This window comes from Nocardia sp. Tas62D01 (assembly GCF_055232035.1).
Window position 1 is genome coordinate 188404 of sequence record NZ_JBUYUZ010000001.1, and the last position, 16469, is coordinate 204872.

Consider the following 16469-nt stretch of genomic DNA (forward strand, 5'->3'; position numbering starts at 1 on the left):
GGAGTGATCAATACGAGTTGCCGACCTTCGCCGAGGCGTTGGTCTCGTCGTACTGATCGTCGGAGATGATCAGCGTCGCCGGAATCGGCTTGCCGTCCTCGAACTGCTGCAGGGTCTGGAATGCCAACGGCCCAAATCGCGGATTGGACTCGATCACCGCGTTGTAGCTGCCGTCGACGATCAGCTTGACCGCGTTGTGCGTCCCGTCCACCGAGACGACCTTGATGTCCTTGCCGGGCTGCTTACCCGCGCCCTTGATGGCATTGACCGCGCCCACGCCCATTTCGTCGTTCTCGGCGTAGACCGCCGTGATTTCGGGATGGCTCTGCAGCAACTGCTCCATCACCGCCTGGCCCTTGGAACGGTCGAAATCACCGGTCTGCTCGGCCACGATCGACAGCCCTGCTGCGCTGCCCAGCTTGTCCTTGAAACCCTTTGTGCGGTCGGTGGTGACGTTGTTGCCCGAGGAGCCGAGCAGGATCGCGATCTTGCCCTGCCCGCCGGTCACCCGGATCATCTCGTCGGCCGCCCGCTGCCCCTGCTTGACGAAATCCGAGCCGATGAAGGTCAGATAGTCCGTGCACGGCTGCGAGGTGACCAGCCGGTCGACCGTCACCACCGGCACCTTCTTCGCCTTGGCCGCATCGAAAGCGGGTTGCAGCCCATCGGAATTCAGCGGCGCTACGATCAGCGCCTGGATGCCCTGGTCGAGCAGTGACTTGATGTCGCTGATCTGCTTGTTCAGATCGCTCTGGGCATCGGTCGTGAGCAGATTTCCGGCCGGGATGCCGAGCCGGGCCGCCTCCTGCTTCATCGAGGCCGTCTCGGTGATCCGGAACGGGTTGTCCTCCTTCTCCGACTGGGAGAACCCGATTTTGGCGGTCTTCAGGTCCAGCTTCGGATAGCCGGTCTGGGCGAGGGTGCAGGTCGACTGGCTGCTGGGCTGCACCGCCGCGGCGGTGGCGGCAGGGCCCGCGCTCTGGCTCGGTGCGGTGGAGTTCTCCGACTTCGAACATGCGGAGACGGTGAGGGTGAGTGCAGCGGCGAGGACGACGCTGCCCGTCAAGGATTTGGTCACAGGCATGGGTACTCCTTCGGGCGCCCCCTTCGAGGCGTTAGAGAAGTTTTACAACGTTGAAGCAACGTTGTAAGTAGATTGGGAAAATCGCTCGGTTACGTTCACCGCGCCCGTGATCTCGAGGAGGAGCAGCACCTTTGGCCGCCACACTCAAAGACGTCGCCAACCTGGCCGGCGTCTCCATCAAGACTGTGTCGAACGTGGTCAACGGGTATGAATTCGTCAAGCCGGAGAACCGCCGCAAGGTGCTGGCCGCGTTGGAGGCGACCGGATATCGGCCCAACCGCGGCGCCCGCAACCTGCGTCGCGGCCGCACCGGGTTCATCGCATTGGTGTTGCCAGAGTTGAACATTCCATACTTCGCCGAGCTGACCAGCCTTGTCATCACCGCCGCCCAGCAACACGAGTGGAGCGTGCTGATCGAGCAGACGCAGGGCACCCGGGAACGCGAGCGCACGGCGCTGAGCTCGATGGGTCCGCATCTGGTGGACGGGGCGATCCTGGGTCCGCAGGCATTGGACGCCGAGGATTTCGCCGAACTGGCCCCGGGGGTGCCGCTGGTGTTGCTCGGCGAGCATGCCGTGGACGTGTCCATCGACCACGTGGCGATCGACAACGTGCTGGCCGCTCGCACCGCGGTCGACCACCTGACCAGCCTGGGCCGCAGGCGAATCGCCGCGATCGGGCACAATCCACGCCGCGGGACCGCCGCGTTGCGCCTGACCGGGTATCGACAGGCGATGGCGGCGGCGGGAATTCCGGAATCGGGTGAGCTGATCGTGACGGCGCTGGAATACCACCGGCAGGAGGGCGCGCAGGCGATGCGGCGCCTGCTGGACCTGCCGCGGCCGCCCGACGCGATCTTCTGCTTCAACGACCTGTTGGCCATCGGCGCGATGCGGGCGGCCGCCGAGCGCGGGGTGCGGGTGCCCGAGGATATTGCGGTGGTGGGTTTCGACAACACCGAGGAGAGCGCGTTCAGCGTTCCCGCCCTGACCACGATCGCTCCGGACAAGTCCGAAATCGCCCGCACCGCAGTCGATCTGCTGCATCAACGGAGTCTGGGCAATCACGCCGACGGCGACGGCTGGGCGGTGCGGGACGTGCAGGTTCCCTTCGCCCTACAGATCCGCGAGAGCACAGTCGGCCGCGGAGCCTTCCCACCCTGAGCCGCCGACGTACCGAGATCACCTCCGGCACGTCACTCGCACCTGACCGAATTGGTCGAGGCTGCAGACGAATTGGCTCGGCAGCGGCCACTGCCGTGGTGGACAGTGGGGTCTATCCGCCCAGCATCGACCGCCACTGTGCGAACAGCCGGTCGATGCTGGGCGATATGAGATCGTAGGTTTCCCACGAATCCGGCACGGCGTAGCTCGAATGGTAGGCCGCGTCCGACGGAAGCGACTCGTACGCCTCGCCATAGGTGTCATAGGCCGCTTTGGTGAACGCATCACCGGTTTCGTTCAACATCGCCGAGTTGATCTCGCCGCAGCAGGCCTCGAACAGGTATTCACCGGGCGTTATCGATCTATCGAACAACCCACGCACACTGACCCGCTGCTCCTCCGTCACCAGACCGTGCAACACCAGCCAGACCATGAACATGCCGATGTGTGTACGCGCCGCGGACTCCGGCAAGTCGAGCTCCGCGACGGAATCCCTATGCCACCCCGCATCGTCGTACGTCATCCGAGCCTCCCTCCCAATCATGAAACCGCTCGAGACGGGTTGAACCTATCGGTATGACGTTGACCACGCGCTCGAATTAATCTCGGCCACAGTCCAATCGATCCATCGACGGAAGCGCGCTCACGCGTCCGTGCGGCAGAGTCGGCACCGTACCCGCGCGGCAAGGGTCCTCGCCGTATCGTCGGCACTGGGCCACATGCTCAACGCCTTTTTCGGGCTGCCGTCGCACGGATCCAGGTGCATGCGCGTGCACGTGGACCTGTCGAGAGCCCAGTGGTTCAAGAGCAGCCGCAGCTCGATGGGCAAGGAGTGTGTCGAGGTCGCATTCCTCGACGGGGGAACCGTCGGCGTCCGCGACTCCAAGAACCCCACCGGCCCCGCACTTGACTTCACCTCCTCCGAGTGGGACGCATTCGTAGCGTCGGCAGCAAACGACAACAGCTAGTGCTACGTTCCCCAATGATCATGTATCTTGTTGTCGGTCTTGTTGGTTCGGGTGTCATGGGGCTGCCGAAGGTGCTGGTCGCGCGTCCTGCACGGGATGTGTTGGAGGAGAGGAAGATTCGTAAGCTCGCTGGAGCTCGGCATGCTCCAGGTGATTGGATTCGCCGGGCGCGGATGATCACGGCGAGCTGGGACGGGAAGTCCACTGCGATGATCGCAGATGAGTTGGGATGTCATCCGCAGACGGTGCGTGAACGCCTGCGGCGGTTCAACACTCACGGTGTGGAGGGGCTGGGTGATCGCCCGGGGTCGGGCCGTAAACCTCGGCTGACCGAGACAGAACGCAGTCGTATCGTGGCCTTGGTCGCCACCACGCCGCCGGGGCGTTTGACACGGCGATCCGATGGCGCTCTGGAAGCCGAGCGGGACGCAGCCCCGTCGTGCTGGACGCTGGATTCGCTGACCGAGACCCTACGCGCCGAAGGCATCGTTGTGGGTCGCAGTCAAGTGCGCAGAATTCTTGTGGCAGAAGGGTGATGGCGTAGGCCGCGGTCGTGGACGACGAGCAAGGATCCGGACTTCGTCCCAAAAGAACCCACATCGTCGGTCTCTACACGCAGCCACCGGCCGGGGCCACGGTAGTCTGCGCCGACGAGTTGGGCCCGGTCTCGCCCCGCACTTTCGGACCCGCGCCGGGCTGGTCGGTCGATGGGCACCGAATCAAGGCGCCCCTGCAATATTCGCGAGGTCCGGACAAGATCTGGGTCTACGGATCGATCCGCGTCCGCGACGGCCAGGCGATCACGCTCACCGCCGGTTCACGCAACAGCGTGAACTATCAGCGTTTCCTCGAGCTGATCGAACAGGCCAACCCAGTCGGTGACATCTATGTGATCACCGACAACCTCTCCAGTCACAACAGCAAATCCACCCGCGAATGGCTCGAGGATCACCCTCGGATCAAACATGCCTTCATCCCGGTCGGGGCGTGCTGGCTCAACCTGCAAGAGCCGTGGTGGCGGATCTTCCGGCGAGAAGCACTCGCCGGCCAGACCTTCGCCGACCACACAGAGATCGACCAGGCCACCCGCCAGGCCACCGCCGCCCTCAACGCCCGCGCACGACCATGGGTCTGGGGCCGACCAGCCCCGAAACCGAGGCCCCTGCCCCCGAGCGCTTCAGCCAGGAGATCCGCACCGCGTACGACGCGACGCCGCGGTAGCAGGCACGGCGGTGCACTCACGATCGTCGCCCTTGCCCTGGAGGCTGATGTCCCCAGAAATGCTCTGACACAACGGCATACGGACTTGAATAACGAGTTCTACGCGCGGGTGGCCGAGCGCGGGGCACCATCGGAGGTTGAGACTCGACTTCGGGCCACCATCGCTGCACTGAAGAAGACGATCGCGAACAAGTACGCCGAACTCGTCCAACTTCGGGCCGACGTCCCCTCCCTTGTCCGGGCGGTGAATCAACTCACGCTGGAGAACCAGGCGCTGCGGGAGGCGCTGGCGAACCCCAGCGCTGAGGTCATACCGATTCGGCGAGGATTGCCACCCCACACAGAAGAATGATCGCGCCGGCTGCCCCCGAGCCCGGCTCGGCCTATACCGCGCAAACGGGAATTTCTGCGCGGCAATTAGATTCGGCCCCGGGGGCGATCCTGTGGGCTCAGTGAGCCTTTCCGAGTAGTGGTATGTCGTTCTCGTCAGACGGTGCGGTGATGTTCGATGCGCAGTAGGACCAGGGCTGCGGCGACGATGGCACCGATTCGCCAGGGGCACAGGGTCACTCGCCGGAGTGCTTTGAATGTGGTTTTGAGCAGGGAGTTTCCGCGTTCACCGATGGCTCGTTTGCTGTTGTGCGCTTTGTTGGCGGTCTTCTGATCGTCGGTGAGCGCGCCGTTCTTGGGTTTCTTGACTGCCACGGTGATCGTGGTGGCTTCGCCCTCGTAGCCGAGGTCGCCGAGTACCGGTCGCTGATCGTTGGTCCATGCGGTGAACGCGGGCAGCATCTGCGGATGGGTACGCAGCGCGGTGGTGTCGTGCTCGCGGCCGGGCCGCACATCGGAGGTCCAGATCGGCCACCCGTCCGGCACGGTGACGACCTGGACGTTGCCACCGTGATGGCGATGTTTCCCGGACCACCACAGGTCCACCGGCCGATGTTTCCCAGTGTTGCCCTTGGTTTTTCGTGTCGACGGGCCGGGCTCGCCGACACAGTCGGTGCCGATCAGGGTGCCGTCGACGCTGACGTGCTCATATCCGGCGGCTTTCGCCGCCAGCAGCGCGTTGTGCAGGCCGGGCGCTTGGGCGGCGAGCACGTCGATCGCCTCGTGCAGGTAGCTGTAGCAGGTCGTCTTGCCGATCTCGTTGTCGATCATCAGCTGCGCGATCCGGGTGCCGTCGAGGAACCAGCGCAACGCCAACACCGCCTGCGCCATGCAGGTCAGAGCCCGCCAGCGAGTCCCGCGGTCGCGTCGCGAGGCCTCGAGCAGCGTGGCCACGTACTCGACGGTGGCCTCTTCGACCGGCAGGACGGCTGTGTATGTCACACTCATGACGCGCAGAACCTCAGTGAAGTTGATCTTTGGTAGGACCACCTTCATACCCGGGATTCTGCGCTTCTACGTTGTACCCCAACAACTTCCGGCGTGTCGCCAGGTCACGCCAGGGCCGAGCGCACTACTCGGAAAGGCTGAGTGAGCCGAGCCGGTCCCCGGTTTCAGGGGCGGCAGACTGTAGACCGTCGCTGACTCGTAGTCCGCATCGACCGCTGTGCCTCCGTTGCAACTCGGAAACATGGTCCTGTTCTCGTGCGGGCTTACGAGCTCATGGTTCTCGACCACTCCCTTCGGTTTATGGGTGTCGGGATCGATGCAGAATGCGTTGTAATTGACCTCGTAGGTGTCGTTGGTGTTGTTGTTGCAATGCAATCTCTCGCAGTCGAGACCCGATGGGAGATTGTCGGCCCGATCGGCAGCGGCTTGGGGAATGAACAGTCCCATGGTCACTATGCTGAGGGCGGCGACACCCAGGGCTTTGGTCAGTCGCTTATGCATTACTTGTCAACTCCGATCTGAACGAACGATATGAATTCCGCACCGCGTGAGACTGCGACGACGGTTTTGTACAGCAGGCCCCGTGTGTGTACGAAGCCGCTGGGTCAGTGGGGTTTCCGACTGCTCGGGGGGCATGTTGCGCCGGTCTGCTGGGACTGGGCGAGGATGCATTGCAGGGGCTTCGCCGCGGTGCCGGACAGTAGCCGACCGACACCTCCCTCGGCGATCTGCAACGGCCCGTTGCCGCAGAGGGTTCAGTGTGGGCCCTCGACCTTGGCGACGGTCGAGGCGATCGTTGTCGATCCCTTCCGGAGGTTGATGCCCACGGTGCCCAAGGCGTCCGAGGGCACGGTCGCCATGATGGCGACCACACTGCCGGACCAGAAATGCGGGCGGCCGTCGCAAGCTCTCGAGGTCCCCTGGGTGGGACCCAGGTCGGAATTGCCTTTGCTCGACGTCAGCGAGCCGTCAAGCTCGATATCGGCCTTTCCGCCTCCGTTGCAGGTGGCGGAACCTTCGAGCGAATATATGCCGCCTGTCCAGTCCGGATTGCCCTGGACGTCGATCGAGTCGCCCAGCTGAGCGGACGCGGTTGCGGTTGCGATTGCGATTGCGCAGCAGCCGATCGCTGCGGCGAGAACGGCCAGACGGGCTCGGAGCCGGTTGTCGAGCATGGTGGTACCCCTGATTTCGGTGGTTATCGCCGGTCGGGCTGCGGTGCGCCGGCGCGGTCGAGGATCGCCTGCAATGCCTCGGCATGCGTTGCCAGGCAACGTAATCCGTGGTCGGTGGCGCGCACGGTGGTCTTGGGTATCCGGCCGGAATAGGTGCGCTGCTGCTCGATGTAACCGTCCTTGCGCAGGGTGGCCAACTGTTTGGACAGCGCCGAGTCCGACAGTGCGACCGCATCGCGCAGGAACGCGAATTCGCACCACTGGGCCGCGGACAGCACCGACATGAGCGCCAGTCGTGTCGGGTCCGAAAGCAGCCGGTCCAGCCCCGGGCCGCTCATCGGTCCGAGCGCTGCCCGCCGACGGTGACCAGTCGCTGGCTCAGGGCGAACAGTCCGGTGGCCAGGGCCCCGTAGAGCACCCCGGTGACGGTGTGCGGGTATCCGGGGACACCGAGCGCCGAGGCGATGGTGTGGCCGAGACCTTCGCCGTACCGCGCGATCAGCCACCCGATCACCACCACGGCAAACAGCAGCGCGATCCTTTCCCGCGGCGCGAACGAACCCCTGGGGGCCACCCCGCGCACCAGGCTCAGCGGAGCCGCCCCGCCCACGAACCTGACCACCAGCGTGGCCACCAGCAAGACAAAGATCACCGCCGCGATCACCTTGGTACCGGTGAGATCGAGGAAATCGTTCGCTGCGGTCGCCCCGACGGAGAAAACGAACATCGCCACGTAGAACCAGCCCGGCACAAGTGCCGACCGCCTGGTCCGCTCCTGATGCGTCCGCATCAACGCGAGCGCTTCCTGTGCCTGCCGCTGGTCTTCGTACTCGTCCATCGCACTCTCCTATCAACTGCTTGCCTGATTGGAAACTACACACTTCTTTCCAATCAGGCAAACAGTGACGTCGCAGTCCGGTCGACCGTGCCGGGGCGTTGACGACGAAGGCCCGATCCTGGTGGACCGGGCCTTCTCAATGGACATGGCGGGAACTTACTCGAACCGAACCGATCTACCGCAAGAATTCACTGAGCTGCGGAAACACGTCGAAAAAAGCGGACCGCGCAGGTCGAAGCCTCCGCAGTCGAGAAAGTCAGGCAGGCAGAAGAAGCAGCTGACGACCGAGGGGACAGCTCAAGAAGTTCGACACGTTGACTTGACAGACACCATCGCCCCGAACACCTGGGCATCCGGTCTCAGCAGCGGGACACCTGCCGAGATCACCCGATGAGCCGCGCCGGCCACCTCGAACTTCCGCGTACCTGCCACCAATCACCCCAACATCTGCCGAAGGATTCGTTCATCAGATGATAGATAGACCGGGATGCACCTGGTCGCAGCGCCACGCCGAAGCATTCTCGCTGCATCGCCGCACGTCCCCGACCGGCAAATACGTGCACGTCAGCACGCGGATTGCCAACACGCAGAAATCATTCATCTGATGAAATACGCGACCTTTCGCAGATAAGAGCCCCTTATCTGCGGTAGCAACGCTGCTGCACCGGGTGAACGGCACCCTGCTGGGCAGGTGACTCCGCGAATTATCTGCGGTAGAGCAAGGCCCGGCCGCCGGCGGCGGCACCCGGATACGATCTCGCGCGTGCTGCATCGCCTTGTCCGCAGGCCAGCGAGCGAGGAATTCGATACCTTTACCCGAGGTCCGTCCTTGCGAACGCACCCACCGGTGGTGGAACCCGAGGAAATCCAGGCCTTCACCGTCCACTCGCAGGTGCACGATCCTGGTCTTGGCTCTCTTCGGCTCCAAACCGAGTTCGGCCAGCAGGACCGTCAACCGCGTCAGCGCGGCTTCGGCCTGCTGCCACGTCCGGCAACACATCACCACAGCATCGTCGGCGAAACGCACCAGCACCCCGTGCTCGCGCACCTCCCACACCCGATCGATCCGATGCAGGTAGACGTTCGCCATCAGCGGCGAAATCGGACCGCCTTGCGGGGTATGACCGCACTCGTGGCCGTCGCCGCCGCCCGCCAGACCAGCCCGCCGCTGATCTGTCGCGGTATCTGCTCGACCGCGAAGTCGACCATTGGGCGACCATGTTCGACAACCATCGCATCACCACCACCCCCCAGCACATGGCCCGCGTGGTGGCCGTGGCGGCGCTCACCGGCGCCGTCGCCTACGACCAGGCCGCCGAGATCCTTACCCGCGCCGGGGTCACCACCCCCGATACCGCGCAGTTCGTCGACGATCACCGGTTGTGTTACCCCCCGCTGCAACCCGGGACCGCGCTGCAACCGGTGCTGCCGGACCGGTTGGCCGAAGACTTCCTCGCCCGCACCATCCCCGACCCCGCCGACCCGGTCCAGACCGAGCTGAGTCCGGGAAGTTGCCGGGCATCGGGCGTCTCACCCACGCGGTCGTGCCATGCGGTCGGCGCCGGGCACACCCCGTCACGAGTTCAGGCACCGTCTTCTGCGCACTCGGCTGCGACGGGGTGCGTCCGGGGTGAAATCTATTGCGAGGACAGGCTGCTCAGCAGAGGTTGGACCAGCTGGACCAAGGGGCCGAGCTGGTTGAGCAGGGGGCTCAACTGGCCGAGGGGGCCGGACTGGGCGCCGTTCTGGCCGACGGTGACGGCGACCTGGGCCGGGGTGTCGGTCTCGCCGGGTGTGTAACAGCCGGTGGCGCCGATGGTGTGGCTGCCGGTGCTCTGCGGGGTCCATTGGATGGCCGCGGAGCCGTTGACCGGGGTGGCCGTGCCGATGGGCTGACCGTTGTCGGTAAAGGTTACCTGGGACTGGCCGTCGCAGCTGCCGCTCACGGTATAGGCGGTGCCCACGCCGTACGTGCCGCCGTTGTTGCCACTCACTGTCAGGTTCGTGACGTTGGCTTGCGCAGTGGTGGCGAACAGCGTTGCGGCAACGGCGAAACCACCTACCAACACGGCGCCTTTACCTGCTCGGCGAACGTATGAATTTGTCACTCTGACGTCTCCTGTATTGCAGAAAAATTCAGTGAACTGCCCCGTGGGACACCCGCACGGTAGCACGTAAAGCCAACCGGCTAGTGGTTGCTTCGGATTCGGTGCCGGGTATGTCGGGAACTTGCCGGAATTCAGCGGCCGGGGGAACACAGCACCAGAACTGTGATCTCGCTGACGCGAAAAGCCGCAGTGGTGGTCCCGGGTTCGACGATGAGCAGCGACAGCGGATCTCAGCGGCGCATCGTCGGCGCGATCCTGCGCAACAACCGGAACGAGCCGATCGTGCCTGCTCCTCGAACCTCCCATAATGCCGATTTGCGCGCATTTCGTCTGGCCGAGCTGTCGCCAGGTTCCGGTGGGGAGTGACGAGGTCGAACGTGCATTGCTAAGGGCTGTCAAGTCCTAGCGGGAGTTTCCACCCTTGGTCGCGACTAGCCGTCGTCCGTGCAGGTCAGCAGTGCTTTTTGCAGGCTGCCGGTGTATTATCCATCTTTGCATTGGCACAGGTCGACGTGTCGACGTTTGCTACTGCCGTTCGCCCAGGTGAGGCGACAAGAAATGGTATCTGTTCCACCGGGATTGATGTCAACCTCTGGCAGCATATGGGTAATACGCCAAAACTGTGATGAAGCGCCACAACGGATTTAGTGCCGCTCAACTACGAAGGGTGGAAACTCCCGCTAGGAGCAGAGCTCCCAGTACGCGGGGCCGGCGGGCGTGTAGCCGGGGTTCCACAGTTGATGGCGGTTCTGGGTAGCAGGTTCGACCGTCGGCGCTGTTCAGGGTGTTGCGGTCTGGTGGAAGATCCGAAATCTGCTAGTGACACGAATTAGTGATGAAGTGATCTTTGTCATGCGTATATGACATTCTTCCCTGGTAGGCGCTAGGGTGCGGTCGTGTTCGTGAAGGCCTCGACCCGTAGAAACAAGGACGGCCGGGTGGTCCGGTATCTGCAGCTTGCCCACAACGAGTGGGACTCGGTGGCGGGGACGTCGCGGACGAAGGTGCTGTACTCGTTCGGGCGTGAGGATCAGCTGGATCGGGCCGGGATCGAGCGGCTGATCGGGTCGTTGTCGCGGCTGCTGGACCCGTCGGCGGCCGTGTCGGCCGCCGACCGGGGAGGGCTGGCGTTCACCGAGGCTCGCCCGTTGGGCGGCACGCATGTGCTTGACGGGTTGTGGCGGCAGTTGGGCATCGATGCCGCGATGCGGCAAGCCCTTCAAGGGCGTCGGATCGATCCGCGGGTGGAGCGGGTGCTGTTCGCTCTGACCGCCAACCGCGCCCTGGCCGCCTCCAGCAAGCTCGCCGCGACCGAATGGGTCGCCGCCGACGTGCACATCGACGGGCTCACCGAGGTGATCGACGAGACCTGCTATCGGGCGATGGATTGGCTGCTGGAAATCGAGCCCGTGCTGGCCGAGTCGATCTACTTCCGGGTCGCCGATCTGCTCAACCTTGAAGTGGATTTGCTTTTCTTCGACACCACCTCAACGTATTTCGAGACCGAGGACGCCGACATGCCGGACCCGCGCGACGCGCGCGGCGAGGTCACCGACGAGCAGAACGCGGTGCGTCACAGCGGGTTCCGTGCCTACGGCAAGTCCAAAGACTCCCGCGACGACCTGCCGCAGGTGGTGGTCGGGCTGGCGGTCACCCGCGACGGTATCCCGGTGCGGGTATGGTCGTGGCCGGGCAACACCACCGACACCACCCTGATCACCCAGGTCCGCAACGACATCCGGTCCTGGACGCTGTCGCGGGTGGTGTGGGTGTGCGACCGCGGATTCACCTCGACCGGCAATCGGCGCGAGTTGATGCGCGGCGGCGGGGGCTACATCATCGGTGAGAAGCTGCGCTCGGGCTCGGCCGAGGTGCAAGCCGCCCTGTCGCGGCAGGGACGCTACAAGACGGTGCGAGACAACCTGCAGGTCAAGGAAGTCCGCATCGGCAGCGACGACCGGTTCGTGCTGTGCTACAACCCCGATCAAGCCGACCGTGATGCCGCGATCCGCACCCGCCTGATCACCCAGCTGGAACAGATCATCGCCGACACCGACGAACTCCCGGCCACCGAACGCGCCAAGCTCGAAGGCCAACTGTCGGCCAAGCCCGGTCTCAAACGATTCCTGCGCGTTACCGGCAGCGGGCTGCTGCGCGTGAACAAGACCAAGATCGCCGAGGAGGAAAACCTCGACGGCAAGTACCTGCTGCGCTGCAGCGACCCACACCTGTCGGCCGAGGACATCGCACTGGGCTACAAGCAACTCCTCGAGGTCGAACGCGGCTGGCGAGACATGAAACAGGTCATCGACCTGCGTCCGGTCTACCACCGCCGCGAGGACCGAATCCGCGCACACGTGCTGCTGTGTTGGCTGGCGCTGTTACTCATCCGCGTCGCCGAGAACCGCACCCGACACACCTGGAACCGCATCCGCACCGAACTACAACGCGTCCAAGCCGTCACCTTCACCGGCCCCGCCGGCACCTTCCGGCAGACCACCGAACTGTCCAAGCCCCAACGCGACCTGTTCACCGCCCTCGCCGTCGACCAACCCAAGAAGATCCTCGATCTGACACCACCAGCCTGACCAGCCACGATCCGAGCGCCTAGTGACACACCCGTCACCAGGCCCATCACCATACCCGCAGGTCAAACCACCAAAACACCGACTAGACCATCAACTCAACTGTGGAACCCCGGTGTAGTGGTTCCATTTGTCGCGCGTGAAGGAGCCGTGAGCCCACACGCACACCCACCCCGACGGCGAACTGTTCCGGTCCTTTCCCCGTGCCGGCACGATCAACGCCGCGCAGATCCTGGCCGAATGGGGCGACGCCCGCGAGATATTCGACCACCCCGACCAGGTCGCCGCGCTGGCCGGAATCACCCCGGTCACCGAAGCATCGAGCAAACAACACGGAGTGTCGTTCCGCTGGGCCTGCAACAAACGCCTGCGCGTCGCGATCACCACCTTCGCCGCGAACAGCGGCTTCTCCAGCCCCTGGACCGCCGACATCTACGACCGATCCCGCCCTCGGGCAAGGATCATCCCCACGCCACCCGCATCCTGGCCCGAGCCTGGATCCGGGTCATGTGGCGCTGCTGGCAGAACGGCACTACCTACGATCCGGCTCTGCACGGCGGTGCCCGCGAGGGCACCGAACAGCAGGCCGCAGCCTGACCTTGGTCTCGAGGTTGACACAAAAGGGTGTCATGGCTGGTCCCCTCGGTGGACCGGGCCGGGTCGGCCGGCTCTAGTTGGCGGCGGTGGCCTTCGCCACCGTGGCGGTGCCGGGCTGCGATGCCCATAGACGGCATGGACATGGGCTTGGGCATCGTCATGGAACAGCCGATCGCCGCCAGTGGCATCGCGGCTCAGGACTACGGCTTGATGCCAGCGACCAGTGACCTTGCTGTGCATCACGTCGAGCACACTGCGCCGCACGCTGACCTCCGTGTGCATGAGGCCGTCGTTGCGTCGGTCGATGCGATGGCCGATGGGTCGACACCGGTGCCCGCCAGAATCGTGATGGCGTCTGGCGGTCTTCCTCGCGCTGCTCGCGGCGCTGGTAGCGCCGCGACGCGGTGGCGCATCATTCCTGGTGCGGTTGAGTCGTGCGGGCCGGGCGGTCAGTCCGCGATCGGCCTCGGCGCGCGCACCCAGCCTCGCCGAACTCTGCGTGCTGCGGACATAGAGAGAGCAACTGCCCGACGGTTTGTCGCCACGGTGACGACCCCGGGCAGCCGGTGGCGTACCCAGACGCCGCCGGTCCATTCCCGCAGGAGTCCTTTTCGTGAACGACGGAGTCGGCGGCTCGGCGACGACCTCGCACCGGTCGGTGGCTTCCTCGCAGGAAAACTGGTCTCGCACACGTTGGCCGGCGCCGCGCTCGGCGGTGCAGTCCAGCTGTCGGTCGGCGCGCGCACCTGGCTGCAGATCGGGGCCGGTCTGTTGATCGTCGTGTTCGGTCTCGACACGTCGTGAAACGGCAGTTGAGCGGCGGGGATACACCAACGTCAGCTCACTGACCTGGCCTTTCAGGGCGAGACTGCCGGGGGTTCGATTCCCCCGGGCCACTCGACCGCGGACCTCTATGACGATCTGGCCGTCGGCTGCCGCGCGCAGCATCTCATGATCAAACATGGACAGCGCACCTGCAGCGAATACGCTGGGGCCGAATCACTCCCGGCAACCAGCCACAAATCCACACCTATCGGCCACCTTCGACATCATCCACATCGCAGGTGAGCAAGGACGACGCCTGAACATCCTGCAAGCACAAGCCATCCGGGAGGCACTGCAATGGTCGACCCAACAAACCCCATCCAACCCCACCGCGATACCGCCCGACCCGACACCCAGCCCACGCAGGACGACAACCCCGCCGCCGGTGAGCGGGAACTGATCGGTGACCCACAGTCCACGGTGACCATCGAAGACCTGATCGCCCGACTCACCCCCACCAACCCAAACCAGATCGCACCCATCATCCGCGCCGCCTTCGTCGGCAGGACCTCCACCGACGACAACCAAGACCCCACCCTCTCCATCCCCCGCCAAGTCACCACCTGCCAAGCCAAACTCGCAGGGTTGCCGATCCAAGTGGTGATCGTCGCCTACTACTGGGACATCGAAACCGGCCGCCTCGACCTCGACCAACGCGGACACGGCACCAGCCACGAAAAGTTCAACGTCCCCGTCCCGCGTGACGGCGGCATCACCGACCTCCTCACCGCCGCGGCCGCCGCACAGCCCGCCTTCGATGTCGTTATCGCCGAACAAATCTCACGCACCGCCCGCGACACCCGAGCATCCATCGAATTCGAACACCGGCTCAAACAGTGCGACATCCAACTCTGGTGCGCCAACGAACCCATCGACATCACTACCGGCGACCCCGCCGCCACCACCACCCTCGTACGCGGCATGAACCGCGCCATCGCCGACTGGTACGTCCGCAACCTCCTCGAACAATCCCGCGGCGGCACCGAACAACACATCAAAGCCGGCTACAACATCGGCAAAATCCCCCACGGCTACCAACCCCACCACATCCCACACCCAGTACCCGCCAAACGATCCCGAGGACTCCACAAAACCATCCTCATGATCGATGAGGACACCGCACCCACCATCCGCCAGATCTACACCTGGCGCATCACCGAACGACTCGGCTACACCCGCATCTGCGACCGACTCAACCAAGACATGGACCGCTACCCATCGCCTAACGGCGGACCCTGGTCCACCAGCACCATCTCCCACATCCTGCACAACCCCAAATACACCGGCTACCAGGTCTACAACCGCACCCGCAACAAAACCACACTCCACAAAAGCAAAACCAAACCCGCCAACCAATGGATCTGGTCACCCCAACCCGCACACCCCCCCATCATCACCATCGACCAATTCCACGCCGCCCAACACATCGCACCCGGCCGCGAACGCTCCCGCAGCGACCGAACACCCGGCGACCCCAACCCCCACCGCCAAACCAAACACGTCTACCCCCGGCTGCGCTCCTACATCACCTGTGTCCACTGCAAACACCGCATGTGCGGCAAAGCCGACGGCGGCGCCCGCACCTACTACTTCTGCCAACCCCGCACCAAAGCCTCACGACCCCCCGGACACCCCACCGGGATCTACCTCCCCGAACCCGAAATCCTCGCCGCCATCACCGAATTCTTCAACACCCACGTCCTCGGACCCCACCGACGCGAACTACTCCTGACCTCACTCCAGACCACCGACACCGCACAAGCCGAAGAACACCAAACCCAAATCGACACCACCCAACGAACCCTCACCCGCATCGACAACACCCGGACACGACTCATCCGCAACCTCGGCATCTTCGACTACGACACCGACCGACACGTCATCGAAGACATCCGACAACAACTCCGCGACCTCGAAATCCAACACCACACCAAGGTGGCCGACCTCACCGAACTCACCAAAACCCAACCACCACAACCCCAACCAGCACTCGACCTCATCAACCAACTCCCCCAAACACAACTCGACCTCACCGAACTCCCCACACCACTCCTACGACAACTCCTCGACGCCTACGCCTTCACCACCACCTACAACCACCAAACCCACCACGCACACTTCACCATCCACATCACCGCACCAACCCTCGACCACATCAACCACCTCACCAACCAAGCAACACCCAACCCCAAAACCCCTACCACCACACCAAACCCGCATTCCGCCAACTTGAGTTCTGTGCCGAATCCCGGACGGTATTCGCAACAGTACTTCCGGAATCCAACAAAAGCGCTGGTAGAAGCCGGACAAAAACCTGTAGTCAGGCCACTTTGTACGCCGACCCGCATGGTTTCCGTGCCGCGCGGATCAGATCGCCGTGACCGGGGTAGTCGCGCTGGCCGTCAACCAAGTCGTCCTGACTGGCGAAATCGGTATCAGCACCGGCTCGGCGCTCGGCCTGACCGCCGCAGTTGCAGCCGCGCCCGCCGGTGATGGAGGTACCTCCGACGACCACGGCGGCGACGACCGGTACGCCGTCGACGAGGAGCTGACCCGAATCCGGGCGC

At 64.2% G+C, this 16469-nt stretch carries 18 protein-coding genes; 9 read left to right on the plus strand and 9 right to left on the minus strand.

Going from position 1 to position 16469, the window contains the following annotated elements; translation table 11 throughout:
• Window positions 1-7: 7 nt before the first annotated feature.
• On the minus strand, window positions 8-1084 hold the full coding sequence (locus ACV7NQ_RS01025) for an ABC transporter substrate-binding protein (RefSeq protein ID WP_463357852.1): 1077 nt from the start codon (window positions 1082-1084) through the stop codon (window positions 8-10).
• A gap of 131 nt (window positions 1085-1215) precedes the next feature.
• Between ACV7NQ_RS01025 and ACV7NQ_RS01030 the strand changes: the two genes are divergently transcribed.
• Window positions 1216-2247, plus strand: a complete 1032-nt coding sequence (locus ACV7NQ_RS01030) for a LacI family DNA-binding transcriptional regulator (RefSeq protein WP_463357853.1) — start codon at window positions 1216-1218, stop codon at window positions 2245-2247.
• Window positions 2248-2359: 112 nt separating this feature from the next.
• On the opposite strand, the gene ACV7NQ_RS01035 is transcribed toward ACV7NQ_RS01030, so the two are convergent.
• Window positions 2360-2770: a DUF7832 domain-containing protein gene (locus ACV7NQ_RS01035; RefSeq protein ID WP_463357854.1), complete on the minus strand. Its 411-nt coding sequence runs from the start codon at window positions 2768-2770 to the stop codon at window positions 2360-2362.
• A gap of 241 nt (window positions 2771-3011) precedes the next feature.
• On the opposite strand from ACV7NQ_RS01035, the gene ACV7NQ_RS01040 reads away from it, so the two are divergent.
• Genes ACV7NQ_RS01040 through ACV7NQ_RS01050 form a run of 3 tightly spaced genes read left to right on the plus strand, consistent with a single transcriptional unit; the run spans window position 3012 to window position 4788 of the window.
• Window positions 3012-3215, plus strand: a complete 204-nt coding sequence (locus ACV7NQ_RS01040; RefSeq protein WP_463357855.1) for a DUF397 domain-containing protein — start codon at window positions 3012-3014, stop codon at window positions 3213-3215.
• 56 nt (window positions 3216-3271) lie between these two features.
• Window positions 3272-3751 carry a helix-turn-helix domain-containing protein gene (locus ACV7NQ_RS01045; protein WP_463357856.1) on the plus strand — a complete coding sequence of 160 codons (480 nt, stop codon included), beginning with the start codon at window positions 3272-3274 and terminating at the stop codon, window positions 3749-3751.
• 17 nt (window positions 3752-3768) lie between these two features.
• Entirely contained in the window at window positions 3769-4788 is a 1020-nt protein-coding gene (locus ACV7NQ_RS01050; protein WP_463357857.1) for an IS630 family transposase, read from the plus strand.
• Window positions 4789-4922: 134 nt separating this feature from the next.
• Here the strand turns inward: ACV7NQ_RS01050 and ACV7NQ_RS01055 are convergent, their stop codons facing one another.
• From ACV7NQ_RS01055 to ACV7NQ_RS01085, 7 genes are all read right to left on the minus strand, one after another.
• A complete protein-coding gene (locus ACV7NQ_RS01055; RefSeq protein ID WP_463357858.1) occupies window positions 4923-5774 on the minus strand; it encodes a transposase family protein in 852 nt (283 codons plus the stop codon).
• A gap of 755 nt (window positions 5775-6529) precedes the next feature.
• The gene (locus ACV7NQ_RS01060; protein WP_463357859.1) at window positions 6530-6949 is read right to left on the minus strand and encodes a hypothetical protein; all 420 of its coding nucleotides are present in this window, start codon (window positions 6947-6949) and stop codon (window positions 6530-6532) included.
• Window positions 6950-6972: 23 nt separating this feature from the next.
• Window positions 6973-7287: a transcriptional regulator gene (locus ACV7NQ_RS01065; RefSeq protein WP_463357860.1), complete on the minus strand. Its 315-nt coding sequence runs from the start codon at window positions 7285-7287 to the stop codon at window positions 6973-6975.
• Window positions 7284-7787 (minus strand): hypothetical protein, encoded by a 504-nt coding sequence (locus ACV7NQ_RS01070; RefSeq protein ID WP_463357861.1) that lies wholly within the window; start codon window positions 7785-7787, stop codon window positions 7284-7286. Before ACV7NQ_RS01070 ends, ACV7NQ_RS01065 begins: the two co-directional genes overlap by 4 nt.
• A 466-nt stretch (window positions 7788-8253) precedes the next feature.
• Entirely contained in the window at window positions 8254-8877 is a 624-nt protein-coding gene (locus ACV7NQ_RS01075; RefSeq protein ID WP_463357862.1) for a hypothetical protein, read from the minus strand.
• A complete protein-coding gene (locus ACV7NQ_RS01080) occupies window positions 8877-9188 on the minus strand; it encodes a hypothetical protein (protein WP_463357863.1) in 312 nt (103 codons plus the stop codon). The genes ACV7NQ_RS01075 and ACV7NQ_RS01080 overlap by 1 nt, the downstream gene beginning before the upstream one ends.
• A gap of 236 nt (window positions 9189-9424) precedes the next feature.
• The gene (locus ACV7NQ_RS01085; RefSeq protein ID WP_463357864.1) at window positions 9425-9856 is read right to left on the minus strand and encodes a hypothetical protein; all 432 of its coding nucleotides are present in this window, start codon (window positions 9854-9856) and stop codon (window positions 9425-9427) included.
• 249 nt (window positions 9857-10105) lie between these two features.
• Between ACV7NQ_RS01085 and ACV7NQ_RS01090 the strand changes: the two genes are divergently transcribed.
• From ACV7NQ_RS01090 to ACV7NQ_RS01110, 5 genes are all read left to right on the plus strand, one after another.
• A complete protein-coding gene (locus tag ACV7NQ_RS01090; RefSeq protein WP_463357865.1) occupies window positions 10106-10261 on the plus strand; it encodes a hypothetical protein in 156 nt (51 codons plus the stop codon).
• Between the two features lie 530 nt (window positions 10262-10791).
• Window positions 10792-12483: an IS1634 family transposase gene (locus ACV7NQ_RS01095; protein ID WP_463357866.1), complete on the plus strand. Its 1692-nt coding sequence runs from the start codon at window positions 10792-10794 to the stop codon at window positions 12481-12483.
• Between the two features lie 229 nt (window positions 12484-12712).
• Window positions 12713-13207, plus strand: a complete 495-nt coding sequence (locus ACV7NQ_RS01100; protein ID WP_463365480.1) for a transposase — start codon at window positions 12713-12715, stop codon at window positions 13205-13207.
• Entirely contained in the window at window positions 13198-13881 is a 684-nt protein-coding gene (locus ACV7NQ_RS01105) for a hypothetical protein (protein ID WP_463357867.1), read from the plus strand. Before ACV7NQ_RS01100 ends, ACV7NQ_RS01105 begins: the two co-directional genes overlap by 10 nt.
• A 318-nt stretch (window positions 13882-14199) precedes the next feature.
• The gene (locus ACV7NQ_RS01110) at window positions 14200-16395 is read left to right on the plus strand and encodes a recombinase family protein (RefSeq protein ID WP_463357868.1); all 2196 of its coding nucleotides are present in this window, start codon (window positions 14200-14202) and stop codon (window positions 16393-16395) included.
• Window positions 16396-16469 lie beyond the last annotated feature (74 nt).

What these genes read in the sequence shown, in the direction of transcription:
- ACV7NQ_RS01065 (WP_463357860.1), bottom strand. Translation starts at nt 7,287, where the DNA reads ATGAGCGGCCCGGGGCTGGACCGGCTGCTTTCGGACCCGACACGACTG.
- ACV7NQ_RS01055 (WP_463357858.1), bottom strand. Translation starts at nt 5,774, where the DNA reads ATGAGTGTGACATACACAGCCGTCCTGCCGGTCGAAGAGGCCACCGTC.
- ACV7NQ_RS01110 (WP_463357868.1), top strand. Translation starts at nt 14,200, where the DNA reads ATGGTCGACCCAACAAACCCCATCCAACCCCACCGCGATACCGCCCGA.
- ACV7NQ_RS01040 (WP_463357855.1), top strand. Translation starts at nt 3,012, where the DNA reads ATGCGCGTGCACGTGGACCTGTCGAGAGCCCAGTGGTTCAAGAGCAGC.
- ACV7NQ_RS01045 (WP_463357856.1), top strand. Translation starts at nt 3,272, where the DNA reads ATGGGGCTGCCGAAGGTGCTGGTCGCGCGTCCTGCACGGGATGTGTTG.
- ACV7NQ_RS01090 (WP_463357865.1), top strand. Translation starts at nt 10,106, where the DNA reads ATGAGCAGCGACAGCGGATCTCAGCGGCGCATCGTCGGCGCGATCCTG.
- ACV7NQ_RS01035 (WP_463357854.1), bottom strand. Translation starts at nt 2,770, where the DNA reads ATGACGTACGACGATGCGGGGTGGCATAGGGATTCCGTCGCGGAGCTC.
- ACV7NQ_RS01075 (WP_463357862.1), bottom strand. Translation starts at nt 8,877, where the DNA reads ATGGCGAACGTCTACCTGCATCGGATCGATCGGGTGTGGGAGGTGCGC.
- ACV7NQ_RS01105 (WP_463357867.1), top strand. Translation starts at nt 13,198, where the DNA reads ATGCCCATAGACGGCATGGACATGGGCTTGGGCATCGTCATGGAACAG.
- ACV7NQ_RS01070 (WP_463357861.1), bottom strand. Translation starts at nt 7,787, where the DNA reads ATGGACGAGTACGAAGACCAGCGGCAGGCACAGGAAGCGCTCGCGTTG.
- ACV7NQ_RS01060 (WP_463357859.1), bottom strand. Translation starts at nt 6,949, where the DNA reads ATGCTCGACAACCGGCTCCGAGCCCGTCTGGCCGTTCTCGCCGCAGCG.
- ACV7NQ_RS01025 (WP_463357852.1), bottom strand. Translation starts at nt 1,084, where the DNA reads ATGCCTGTGACCAAATCCTTGACGGGCAGCGTCGTCCTCGCCGCTGCA.